This window comes from Streptomyces sp. NPDC004561, assembly GCF_053602155.1.
Genome location: NZ_JBSGDB010000290.1, coordinates 1 through 11632 on the forward strand (window position 1 = coordinate 1; position 11632 = coordinate 11632).

Annotated in this window: 12 protein-coding genes; 2 read left to right on the forward strand and 10 right to left on the reverse strand. The window is 71.8% G+C overall.

Translation table 11 applies throughout. The features are described 5' to 3' along the window. Positions 1 to 152: 152 nt before the first annotated feature. The 4 genes from ACWEN3_RS30310 to ACWEN3_RS30325 all read right to left on the reverse strand — a co-directional run bounded on the left by ACWEN3_RS30310 (position 153) and on the right by ACWEN3_RS30325 (position 4434). The gene (locus ACWEN3_RS30310; RefSeq protein ID WP_452977048.1) at positions 153 to 1514 is read right to left on the reverse strand and encodes a hypothetical protein; all 1362 of its coding nucleotides are present in this window, start codon (positions 1512 to 1514) and stop codon (positions 153 to 155) included. Beyond that, complete coding sequence (locus ACWEN3_RS30315; RefSeq protein WP_452977050.1) at positions 1504 to 2091, reverse strand: DUF6114 domain-containing protein; 588 nt, start codon at positions 2089 to 2091, stop codon at positions 1504 to 1506. The genes ACWEN3_RS30310 and ACWEN3_RS30315 overlap by 11 nt, the downstream gene beginning before the upstream one ends. A 119-nt stretch (positions 2092 to 2210) precedes the next feature. Beyond that, on the reverse strand, positions 2211 to 2843 hold the full coding sequence (locus ACWEN3_RS30320) for a DUF6230 family protein (protein ID WP_452977052.1): 633 nt from the start codon (positions 2841 to 2843) through the stop codon (positions 2211 to 2213). Between the two features lie 619 nt (positions 2844 to 3462). Continuing rightward, on the reverse strand, positions 3463 to 4434 hold the full coding sequence (locus ACWEN3_RS30325; RefSeq protein ID WP_452977054.1) for a tetratricopeptide repeat protein: 972 nt from the start codon (positions 4432 to 4434) through the stop codon (positions 3463 to 3465). Between the two features lie 209 nt (positions 4435 to 4643). Between ACWEN3_RS30325 and ACWEN3_RS30330 the strand changes: the two genes are divergently transcribed. Next, positions 4644 to 5261: a TetR/AcrR family transcriptional regulator gene (locus ACWEN3_RS30330; RefSeq protein ID WP_452977055.1), complete on the forward strand. Its 618-nt coding sequence runs from the start codon at positions 4644 to 4646 to the stop codon at positions 5259 to 5261. 6 nt (positions 5262 to 5267) lie between these two features. On the opposite strand, the gene ACWEN3_RS30335 is transcribed toward ACWEN3_RS30330, so the two are convergent. The 4 genes from ACWEN3_RS30335 to ACWEN3_RS30350 all read right to left on the reverse strand — a co-directional run bounded on the left by ACWEN3_RS30335 (position 5268) and on the right by ACWEN3_RS30350 (position 9189). Continuing rightward, positions 5268 to 6968, reverse strand: a complete 1701-nt coding sequence (locus tag ACWEN3_RS30335; RefSeq protein WP_452977057.1) for an acyl-CoA mutase large subunit family protein — start codon at positions 6966 to 6968, stop codon at positions 5268 to 5270. A 76-nt stretch (positions 6969 to 7044) separates the two neighbouring features. Next, a complete protein-coding gene (locus ACWEN3_RS30340; RefSeq protein ID WP_452977059.1) occupies positions 7045 to 7386 on the reverse strand; it encodes a DUF3817 domain-containing protein in 342 nt (113 codons plus the stop codon). Positions 7387 to 7429: 43 nt separating this feature from the next. Then, the gene (locus ACWEN3_RS30345) at positions 7430 to 7939 is read right to left on the reverse strand and encodes a MarR family winged helix-turn-helix transcriptional regulator (protein WP_452977061.1); all 510 of its coding nucleotides are present in this window, start codon (positions 7937 to 7939) and stop codon (positions 7430 to 7432) included. Positions 7940 to 7950: 11 nt separating this feature from the next. Next, a complete protein-coding gene (locus ACWEN3_RS30350; protein ID WP_452977063.1) occupies positions 7951 to 9189 on the reverse strand; it encodes an MFS transporter in 1239 nt (412 codons plus the stop codon). A gap of 76 nt (positions 9190 to 9265) precedes the next feature. Between ACWEN3_RS30350 and ACWEN3_RS30355 the strand changes: the two genes are divergently transcribed. Then, positions 9266 to 10270: a DUF5937 family protein gene (locus ACWEN3_RS30355; RefSeq protein WP_452977065.1), complete on the forward strand. Its 1005-nt coding sequence runs from the start codon at positions 9266 to 9268 to the stop codon at positions 10268 to 10270. Between the two features lie 111 nt (positions 10271 to 10381). Here ACWEN3_RS30355 and ACWEN3_RS30360 read toward each other — a convergent pair whose 3' ends face one another. After that, positions 10382 to 11029, reverse strand: a complete 648-nt coding sequence (locus ACWEN3_RS30360) for a TetR/AcrR family transcriptional regulator (RefSeq protein ID WP_452977067.1) — start codon at positions 11027 to 11029, stop codon at positions 10382 to 10384. After that, a partial coding sequence (locus tag ACWEN3_RS30365; protein WP_452977069.1) for a hypothetical protein occupies positions 11026 to 11632 on the reverse strand: 607 nt, incomplete at its 5' end. The genes ACWEN3_RS30360 and ACWEN3_RS30365, both read right to left, overlap by 4 nt.

Here is an 11632-nt window from a genome sequence, read left to right on the forward strand (position 1 = left end):
CTTCCCATACCCGACCCTCTACCCAACACCCCCCCCGCCCCCCACACAACCTCACCCCCCCCTTATGGGTTTGTTCGGGCGCCGCGGGCCCCCCCGGGGCCGGGGGGGGCGCCCTCGGCTGTGCGCGGCTCCCGAACGGGCCTGTGGACCGGTCAGCCGGTCGTGTACACGTGCATCCCGGGCACGTGCAGGTTGCCGCCGAACTGGGCCGCCTGGACCACCTTCGCGTTGGTGAAGTAGATCAGCGGGAGGTTCAGCGGGGGCGGGCTGTCGGGGCTGAACGTCATCGGGATCAGACCGAACAGGTTGCCGGAGATCTTCTCGGTGTACATCACGGTCGAGCCGCCCCGGATGGTGGACGTCGAACCCTGGGCCGCCTGGACGTGGTACGTCTTGCCGGACAGCTTGTCGTTCACCGTCTGGTGCAGGTCGCCGATGTCCGTGCCGCCGGAGATGACGTACTTCAGCACCTTCTTCGTGGTGCCGCTCGCCGTCTTCACCTCGACGATGCCCTGGTAGTCCGCGCCCTTGAGCAGCAGGGAGCTGGCGTCCAGGTACCACGGGTCGTCCGCCACCGGCACCTTGTTGTCGACGCCGCTCTGGTCGGTCGTGGCCGCCGGGCAGTTCTCGGCCGAGGCGCTGGAGCTCGCCGACGGGCTCGGCGTGGCCGAAGCCGCGTCCTTGACCGTCTTGGTGGCGTCCCCGGCCGTCTTGGAGACCGTGTCGGTGGTCTTCTTGACCGTGTCCGTGACCGTCTTGGTCGCATTGGTGGCGGTGTCCTTGACGGTGTCGGAGACCTTGGACCCGGCCGAGGAACCCGACGAGGACGACGACGAGCCGGACGAGGACGATGCGGACGCCGACGGGGTCGCCGAGGGCGCCGGGCTCGCGGACGTGCCGGCGGAGTCCGTCTTGCCGCCGGTGAGGATGCCACCGAGCGTGTTGCCGATGGTGTCCAGCAGGCCGCCGCCGCTGCTCTGGGACGCCGACGGGGTCGGCGTGGGCGTGGCACCGCCGGAGCCCGATCCCGAACCCGAGCCCGTCGAGCCGGAGCCGGAGGTCGCGGTCGGCTCGGGGGTGGCCTTGCCGCCGGAACCCGAGTCCGGCGGAGAGGTCTTGCCCGAGTCCTGCGTGCCCTTCGTGGCGTCGGCGCTCGCCGAGGGCGTCGGCGCGGCCGTGTCGGCGGACTTGCTCGCCGAGGCGGACGGCGACGGCGAGGCCGAGGGGTTCTTGGCCGCGTCCAGCGCCTTCACGCAGTTCTTGTACTCGTCGGCCGTCAGGCTCTTCGACGTCGTCGACGGGGACGGGCTGCCGTTGCTGTCGGCCAGGGCGAGCGTGGACGTGAAGCCCATGCCCATGAGCACCGCCGTCGGCATCGCCACGGAGGCTATCGCCTTGCCGGCCGGCATGTGGAACCTGGTGAACAACGGCCTCTTGACTGCCGCGTGGCGGGGCCCGGTTCTCGCGCGGGACCCGTCCACCTCGGTCGCGCGGGTCACCTCGTCAGCCGGCACTGTGCCTCCCGTTCGCCCCGTTGGCCGGGCTCGTTCCTGACAGGTCGTCCTCCCCGGGTGCGGCGAAGCCCTGGTAGGGGGCGTCGCTCGGCCCGTCCGCGTGCTGCTCCGGCAGCGGCGCGGTCTGCGGGGCACCGCCCTCGTCCGGGGCCGCCTCGGTCGGCGGCTGCGACTGCGGCGGTGCGGCCGGCGCCCAGGCGACGGCCATCGCACCGCCGACGAGGGAGCAGAGGAAGCCGATGATGAAGCCGCCGATGTTGGACATCGGGATGGACACCAACGCCAGCAGGATCGCCGCCACACCCGCGAAGACCCGGGTGTGCTGCTGGAACCAGAGGGTGATGCCCAGGACCATGAGCAGCACCCCGATGATCAGGGAGCCGGAGCCGCCGGGCGTCCCCATCGTCATGGTGAGGTGGCCCAGCTGCAGGTGCGCGTACGGGAAGTACAGGATGAAGAAGCCGCCGAGCATGACGAAAAGTCCGGCCCAGAACGGACGCGTGCCCCGCCAGGCGCGGAACTGCAGCCGACGGCGGGTGAACTGGCCGGATGCGGCGGCAGGAGTCTCGGCGCTCATGGAAAACAGCTCCCTGGTGCGGCGTTGCTGTGGTGGTGATGTGTGCCGCGTGTGAACACGCGGCCGGAGTGGTGACGGGCGGGGGCGCCGTCTCGGCTCCCCCGCCCGTCAGTGAGTGCTCAGTAGCACTCGTGCGTACCCGTCTGCACCGACATGTGCAGGCCACTGAGCTTGAAGGTGCCGGCCGTGGTGGCCCAGGCCGTCTGCTTCACGTTGGTCAGCGTGGCCGAGTCGGCCTGCTGCGCGAAGCCGTACGGGTTGGACTGCTCATGGCCGCCCTTCATGCCAGGGCCCTTGGAGGCGTCCTTGGCGGCAACACCGATGTCGATGTTGTTGAAGGTCGCGTCGGCGTCGAGGTCGGAGACGTCGATGTAGAGGTTGTCGGCCTCCACCGGCTTGTCGGCGCCCGCCTTCAGCACGAGGCTGAGCGAGCCGAACACCGGGATGTCCGGCGTGACGACCGACTGGCACATGTTGTTGATCGTGGCCGACTTGAAGGCCGAGACCGCGACCGGGTGGGCGGTCTGCCCACCGCTGAGCGTGTAGCCGTTGTCGATCGCGCCGTACTGCTCGAAGCCGGTACCGACCAGCTTGTCGGCCGTCACCTTGAACGACTGACCCGACACGCTGAACGAGGCGGCGAGCGCACCCTGCGCGAGGGCGACACCTATACACGCCGTGGCGGCCACGCTGGGCACCATGACCACAGCGAACCGCTTCCATCTGGTCCCGCCACGCACCTGGGACTCCATATTTCCTCCTTCTCGGACGTACATCTCCTGGCCCGGACTCGCCAGTCACGGCTCGGCCGGGCAGGGATGGGAGAAGTGCTACGTCCTCGGGAAGGAGAGCGCCCGCGCTAGGTGGCGCGAACCGCGCCCGAATCACCGGCGATCACCCCCGAGCGACAACCACTGGTCGCGCCTGACACGCATCACGCACAACCTTGCTGGACAGGCTTCGCCGTTCGGCGAAGACCCCCCTGCCCAAGAGCCGGCGCCACTGCCGCCGACTCTGCTCGGTGGGGACCCAGGATCTCCCGTCACCCGACCGGCTGCCGGGGTAAGGGAAGGGACCGAGCGTCGCCGATCGTGGTGCATTCTGGCCGCCCGCACAAGGGGGTTCGTTACTCGCTAGTAACGGCCGGATAACCGAGTAACGACCCGGCGGTCTCGGACCGCGACGCTCGGTGTCGTTGAGAGGCAGAACAAAGCCGTTGATCCCTGGACGAAACCAGACAGACCAACGGCCCTGATTTACTCGGAGTAACAGCAGCTCCGATTACCAAGATTTGGTAAAGCGGAGCCGCCCTGACGCTACGTCGGCAAATCTTTCACCCCGGCATCACAAGCCGTGGCGTTTAGCAACTGGTCAGAACAAGGCCCGCGCCAGTGCCCGTCGCGCCCCGATCACCCGCGGATCCTCGGGACCCACGACCTCGAACAGCTCCAGCAGCCTGCGCCGTACCGTGTCCCGGTCGTCACCCGCTGTGCGCTGGACGGTCTCGATCAGCCGGCCGAAAGCGTCCTCGACATGACCGCCCACCAGATCCAGGTCCGCGGCGGCGATCTGCGCGTCGACGTCCTTGGGCCTCTCGGCCGCCTCCTGGCGCACCCGCTGCGGGTCCATGTCCTGCACGCGCTGGAGCAACTCGGCCTGCGCGAGGCCGAGTTTGGCCTCGGGGTGGGCCGGGTCGTCGGCCAGTACGTTCTTGTAGGCCTGGACGGCGCCGCCCAGGTCGCCGGCGTCCAGGGCCTGCGCGGCGGCGTTCAGGGTCGCCTCGTACGGCCCCGCCGGCACCTCGGTGTCCGCCTGGCCGCCGGGCTCGGCGTCCGGGTCGACGGTCAGGCCGGTCAGCCCGAAACGCTCCTCGGCCACCTGCACCAGCTGGTCGAGGGTCCCCCGGATCTGCTGTTCGGCGGCCGCCCCCTGGAAGAGCGGCAGCGCCTGTCCGGCCACGACGGCGAACACGGCCGGGATGCCCTGCACCCCGAACTGCTGCATCAGCATCTGGTTGGCGTCGACGTCGATCTTGGCGAGGAGGAAGCGGCCGTTGTACTCGACGGCCAGACGCTCCAGGACCGGGCTCAGCTGCTTGCAGGGCTGACACCACTCGGCCCAGAAGTCGATGACTACCGGGACTTCGGCGGAGCGCTGCAGGACATCGCGCTCGAAGCCCGCCTCATCGACGTCGATGACGAGATCGGCCGGGGAGACGGCCCCCGCGCCGCCCTGCCGGGCGGCTTCGGCGCGCGTCTGCTCGGCCTTGGCCTTGGCCTCCTGGGCCGCCTTCAGCGCGGCGAGGTCGACGACGCCGCTCATGGACATGTTCCGTGGCTGCATGCGTCTATCCTCCCCCGTTACCGCGTCTGAAGAAAAAACCGATGTGGTTCGGCGCCGGGTCCCCACCCCACGCCGTGGTCGTCGCCCGTGTACGTCCCTCACGAGCTTTCGCTACGACCCGTAGCGTAATGGCAACAGGGGTGCGCGCGACACCACACGCCGGTGATCTCCCTCACGGCGCCACAGGAACCGCCGGTTATGGTCATGGGATGCAGAGCCGCACCCCCACCGGCCGGACCGGCCGACCGCGCAGCGCCGCCGCGGACACCGCGATCCTGGCCGCCACGCGGGAGGCCCTGGTGGAGCTGGGCTGGTCCAAACTCACGCTGGGAGACGTGGCGACGCGGGCCGGGGTCGCGAAGACGACCCTCTACCGCAGGTGGGCCGGCAAGCCCGAGCTGGTGGTCGACGCGGTGGCCGAGCTGTTCGACGAGCTGGAGCTGCCCGACCGGGGCAGCCTCACGGCCGACATCGAGGGCGTGGTCCTGCAGTTCGCGGCGATCCTGGCCCGCCCGGAGGCCAAGAGCGGCCTGATGGCGGTGGTCGCCGAGTCCACCCGGGACGACGCCCTGCGCGAACGCATCCGCAGCTCCATCGTGGAGCGCCAGATGCGTCTCGTCCTGGAGGGGCGGGCCCGTGCCCAGCAGCGCGGCGAACTTCCCCCGGAACCCGACCCGGAGGAGTCCGCCCGCACGGTGGACCTCATCTTCGACGTCGTCGCCGGCGCCGTGGTCCACCGCACGCTGGTGAGCGGCAAACCGGCGGACGAGGACTGGGTCCGCAGCTTCACCCGGGTGCTGCTGCTGGGCCTGACCTCGTCCGCCTGAGCCGGCTCAGAAGCCCGCTGGCTCCGTGTACACGCCCCACTCGTCGCGCAGCACGCCGCAGATCTCGCCGAGCGTCGCCTCCGCGCGGACGGCGTCCAGCATCGGCTCGATCATGTTGGCCCCGGACCGGGCCGCGTCGAGCATCGCGTCCAGCGCGGCCCGCACCGCGGAATCGTCCCGCGCGGACTTCCGCTCGGCGAGCTCCCGGACCTGCTCCCGCTCCACCTCGTGGCTGACCCGCAGGATCTCCAGGTCCCCGGTGACGGAGCCGGTGTGGACGTTGACGCCCACGACCCTCTTCTCGCCCTTCTCCAGCGACTGCTGGTAGCGGAAGGCGGACTCGGCGATCTCGCCGGTGAACCAGCCGTCCTCGATCCCGCGCAGGATCCCGGAGGTGATGGGCCCGATCGGGTGACGCCCGTCCGGGTGCGCCCGCAGCCCCCGCTCCTTGATCTGCTCGAAGATCTTCTCCGCGTCGGCCTCGATCCGGTCCGTCAGCTGCTCGACGTACCAGGCGCCGCCCAGCGGGTCGGCCACGTTGGCGACCCCGGTCTCCTCCATCAGCACCTGCTGGGTGCGCAGCGCGATCTCCGCGGCCTGCTCGCTCGGCAGCGCGAGGGTCTCGTCCAGCGCGTTGGTGTGCAGCGAGTTGGTCCCGCCGAGCACGGCGGCCAGCGCCTCCACGGCCGTACGGACGACGTTGTTGTACGGCTGCTGGGCCGTCAGCGACACACCGGCCGTCTGCGTGTGGAACCGCAGCCACTGCGCCTTCTCGGACTGCGCGCCGTACACGTCGCGCATCCACCGCGCCCAGATCCTGCGGGCGGCGCGGAACTTGGCGATCTCCTCGAAGAAGTCGACGTGCGCGTCGAAGAAGAAGGACAGGCCCGGTGCGAAGACGTCCACGTCGAGCCCGCGCGAGAGGCCCAGCTCCACGTACCCGAAGCCGTCGGCGAGCGTGTACGCCAGCTCCTGCGCGGCCGTGGCCCCGGCCTCGCGGATGTGGTAGCCGGAGACCGACAGCGGCTTGTAGGCGGGGATGCCGGCCGCGCAGTGCTCCATCAGGTCGCCGATGAGGCGCAGGTGCGGCTCCGGCTGGAAGAGCCACTCCTTCTGGGCGATGTACTCCTTGAAGATGTCCGTCTGGAGGGTCCCGTTGAGCACCGCCGGGTCCACACCCTGCCGCTCCGCGGCGACCAGGTACATGCAGAAGACGGGCACGGCCGGACCGCTGATGGTCATGGACGTGGTCACGTCGCCCAGCGGGATGTCCTTGAACAGGACCTCCATGTCGGCGGCCGAGTCGATGGCGACCCCGCAGTGGCCGACCTCGCCGAGGGAGCGCGGGTCGTCGGAGTCGCGGCCCATCAGCGTCGGCATGTCGAAGGCGACGGACAGGCCGCCGCCGCCCGCCGCGAGGATCATCTTGTACCGCTCGTTGGTCTGCTCGGCGTTGCCGAACCCGGCGAACTGGCGGATCGTCCAGGTACGGCCGCGGTAGCCGGTCGGGTGGAGCCCGCGCGTGAACGGGTACTCCCCGGGCCAGCCGATCCGTTCGAATCCGTCGTACGTATCGCCCGGTCGGGGCCCGTAGACCGGCTCCACGGGGTCGCCGGAGAGCGTGGTGAAGTCTGCGTCGCGCTTGCGGGCGGCGTCGTAACGGGCCTGCCAGCGTCGGCGGCCCTCCTCAATGGCGTGAGCGTCCATACCATCGAATTTACTTGGACGTCCTAGTAAATGTCGATGGGGGGCCGCCGCACGGCACTCGTGCGGCGGTAGGGCCTCAGGCCTTGGCGGCGGCCGGGGCCGCCTGGCCGTCGACGCCGGACTCCAGCTCGCGGCTGATCCGCCGCTCGACGAAGAAGGCCGCCGTGGGGATCGTCCCCGCGAGCAGCACCCACAGCTGCTTGCCGATCGGCATCTTCGTCTTGGAGCCCAGATCGAAGGCGACGACGAGGTAGACGACGTACAGCCAGCCGTGGGCGATGGCGACGACCCGGGTGACGTCGGCCGCGCCGCTGATGTCCAGCCCGTACTTCGCGATCATGCTCAGGCACAGCAGCACCAGCAGGACACCGGTGGTGTAGGCCATGACGCGGTAGCGGGTCAGCACGCTCTTCTTCATGCAGTCGAGCGTAACGGCCCGTTCCGGTAGATCTTGTCCGGGGTCAGCCCTCGTCGAAATCGTGGGCCGAGACCCGCAGCGGGCGGAGCATCGCGAAGATCTCCTGGCACTCGTCCGCGTCGTACACGCCGAGCCCGAAGTCCATGGCCATCAGGTCGCGGGTGGCCGCGTCGACCACCTCGCGGCCCTTGTCGGTGATGACGGCGAGCGTGCCGCGCCCGTCGTTGGGATTGGGCCGCTTGGCCACGAGACCGGACCTCACCAGCCGGTCCACGGTGTTCGTCACCGACGTGGGATGCACCATCAGCCGCTCGCCGATCTTGGACATCGGCAGGCTGCCGGCCTTGGAGAAGGTGAGCAGCACCAGTGCCTCGTAACGGGCGAAGGTCAGTCCGTACGGCTTGACCACCGCGTCCACCTCGGCGAGCAGGATCTGCTGGGCCCGCATGATCGAGGTGATCGCGGACATGGAGGGCACGTTTCCCCAGCGCTGCTTCCAGAGTTCGTCGGCACGCGCGATGGGGTCGAACGGGAGGCTGAGAGGCTTCGGCACGTCACCAGACCCTACCGGCCGGTCATATGCCGGTCAGCTCCGTCTCGTCTTTCGGTCGCCCGGGCCGCCGGCGCGAGCCCGCAGCAGCACAGCACCCCCACCGCACCGGCCCCGGCGACGGCCGTACGGACCCCCGCCACCTGGGCCGCGGCACCGGCCAGCGCCATGCCCACGCCCTGGACGGTCATCAGGCCCGCGCTCAGCAGCGTCATGGCCCGCCCGCGCAGTTCCTCCGGCACCGCCCGGACGAACCACTGGTCCAGGCCCAGGGTGTACGCCGACGCGGCCCCCGACAGCAGCAGGAGCAGCAGCGAGACGGGGAGGCCGGGGCGCAGGACGAAGCCGAGGTAGGGCAGCAGGCCCAGGCAGAGCAGCGGCAGCGCGACGCGTTCACGGGCCACGGGTCCGAGCCGGGCCCCGGCGAACAGCTCGCCGGCCACCGTGCCGACGGGCAGGGCGCACATCAGCAGGCCGAGGCCCGTGGAGCCGCTGCCCAGCTCGTCGGCGTACGGCGCGGACAGCGCCTCGGGGACGACGGAGAACGCGGCCGGGATCCAGAAGAGCAGGAGCAGGACACGGACGCGGGGCAGCCGCAGGAGGGCCTTGACGCCGGCCGGTGCGACCCCCGGGATCCGGGCGCGGGCGGGGCGGCGCCGGGTGCCGAGGCGCAGCAGCGCGGCGGAGGCGAGGAACGTGCCGACGGTGATCAGCAGGGCGTGGCGGGGACGGACGGCCGTGAGGAGCAGACCGCCGAGGCCGTAGCCGAAGAGCAGGGAGCTCTGGGCGACGATCCGCAGCAGGGAGCGGCCGAGCACGAACAGGTCGCCGTTCCCGAGGACGTCCGCCAGCGTGGCCATGCGGGTGCCGGAGAACACCGGCGAGACGACGGCGAGGGCGCAGCGCAGCGCGAGCAGGACGCCGATGCCGGTGCCCGGGACCGCCATCACGGCCACGCACCCGGCGCACACCAGGTCGCAGGTGACGAGCACGCGCCGGGCCGGGAAGCGGTCGGCGACCGGCGCTAGGAGGGTGCCGCCGACGATGTACGGCAGGAAGCCCAGCGCGAAGGTGAGCGCGCTGAGCAGGGGCGAGCGGGTGAGGTCGTAGACGAGGACGGAGAGCGAGATCTCGCTGACGATCACGCCGAGCATGGACAGCACGTGCGCGGCGAAGACGGCCCGGAACTCGGGCACGGCGAGGACGCGGCCGTAGCCGGCGGGTGCCGGGGCCGTCTGGGGTGATGCGGACATGTTGGGCAGCGTGCAAGGAAGGGGGCGCCGCGCCGTAGAGTTTCGGCTCCGGCCGAATCTTCCGGGGAGGTGGCCCGTGCCCTCGCGTCTGCACTTCGGCGACGACGACTTCCTGCGCTGCCGGTTCGCGATCTCGCCGCTGTGGGAGACGCAGGAGGCGGTGCGCACCCTGAAACGGCCCGACCGGCACGCCTACCAGGCGCCCTGGCTGCGGCGGATCAGGGACGCGGCGGCCGGGCTCGACCTGGCTCCGCTGTGGCTGCTGATGCCGCGGCGGGGGCACTCGCCGGACTGGCTCGGGGCGCCGCCGATCGGGCCGGCCGCCACGTTCGAGGAGGAGATCGCGGCCGTGCGGGCCTCCGACCCGGAGGCGGCCCGCGAGGACACCGCCCGCGCGCTGGCCTGCACACCGGGCGCGCCGGAGTCGCCGCGGGGCCGGGCCTGGCTCGCGGATCCGGAGCGGATGGTGCGGGAGCTGGCGGACGCCGTGGAGGCGGCGTGGCGGGTGCTGGTCGCGCCGGACTGGCCCCGGCTGCGGACGCTGCTGGAGGCGGACATCGCCTTCCACTCGCGGCGGCTGGCGGAGGTGGGGCTCGGCACGCTGCTGCCGGAGCTGGACCCGCGGCTGTCCTGGGACGGCCGTACGCTGACGCTCGCCCAGCACGTCGAGCACGCGCGCGACCTGGACGGCCGGGGCCTGGTGCTGATGCCGAGCGCCTTCTCGTGGCCCGACGCGGTCACCGGCTTCGATCCGCCGTGGCAGCCCACCCTGGTCTACCCGGCCCGCGGCATCGCGGGCCTGTGGACCGAGCCGGCCGCCCGGACCCCCGAGGCGCTGGTCCGGCTGGTGGGCCGCAACCGGGCCGAGGTGCTCACCGCACTGGACGAACCCGCGACCACCACGGCCCTGGCCCACCGCCTCCGCCTCGCCCCGTCCTCGGTCTCTGCCCACCTGACCGTCCTGCGCGACGCGGGCCTGCTGACGGCCCGCCGCTACGGTCACCAGGTGCTGTACGAGCGGACGCCGCTGGCCCTGGCCCTGACGGCGGTGGAGCCGTCCCGGGAGCGCGGGGCCGGGTGAGGTGCGGCTCCGCCGCGCGGGCGCGACGAGCCCGTCCCACGACCCCGCCGGGTTCGTGACGGGGACCCCGGCCGGCCGGACTTCGCGGGGCTCACGCGCGCCCGGCCGGCCTCATCGGCCCGCGCGCCGCAGGTGGTGCCGCACCGCCCGCTGGGCCACGGGACCCAGCGACTCCAGCGCGCCCACCAGTGCGCCCAGCTGCTCCAGGGCGTCCAGCGCCGCGTGCGCCCCCGCCCCGTCGACCCCCTCGTACAGCTCGATGCCCACGAACGACGCGGCCACCGTGCGCGCGAGCCCGGCCGGATCGACGAAGTCGCCGAACGGCGTGGCCGTGAGCAGCCGGATGAGCACCCGCTCGATCTCGCCGACCCACAGGCTCAGCCCCGCCGCGGTGGCCGGTCCCAGCGCCGCGTGGGTGGGGGCGCCTGCCAGCAGCTGCCCGAGCAGGGCCACATGCCCCCCGTCCCGCTCGTGCTCGTGGATCTCGCGGCCGACGGCGAGCAGCTCGGACAAGGAGGTGACGGCGGTGAGCCGGTCGCGGTACCGGGCGACGGCCTTCTCGGCGCCGTACCGGCAGGCGGCCGCGAGCAGTTCGTCCACCGTGCCGAAGTGGTAGAAGACCAAGGCCTGGTTGACGCCGGCCGCCGCCGCCACCGAGCGGGCCGAGGTCTTCGCGATGCCCTGCTCGGTGAGCGTCCGCAGGGCGCCCTCCAGCAGCTTGGTCTTGGTCTCCTGGGCCTTCGCCGTCTCGGGGCTCACGCGGGCGCCTCCCGCTGTTCCAGGGCCCGCAGCAGGCGGGGGGTCCGGATCTGGGTGACGGGGGCGCGCAGGCAGCGGCGGGCGGCCGGGGTGCACGCCAGCGGGGCCTTGAACAGGGCGAGGCAGACGGCGGCGAGGAGCAGCACCGGGCACAGGAAGGCCACGGCGGCGGCGAACGAGCCGAAGACGCGCAGCAGCCGCTCCAGGGCGAGCCCGCCCAGGCACACGGTGAGCAGCAGGGCGCGTACGGCCATCTCGGCCAGCCAGTTGGCCAGGGACCGCTCGGGCGTGATGCCCCGCTCCACCCAGAGTCTGAGCCGGTCGAAGGACCAGGCGGTGGCCCAGCGCAGCAGCGGGCGCAGCAGCAGACGGTCGACGACGGCGCCGAAGGCGCCCCAGCGGGGCCGGTAGTCGCAGCCGGTGAGGAAGCGGACGCCGTGGGCGTCGGGCACATAACGCCAGTAGCCGCTGCCCCCGCTGATCAGCGACAGGGGGTGGGTGGAGAAGAAGCGCAGGGCGGAGATGCGGGACACGGCCACCCGCGCGGCCGACCGGCTGCCGTCCCTGTTCGCGAAGATCGCCGACGAGGGCGAGAAGATCGAC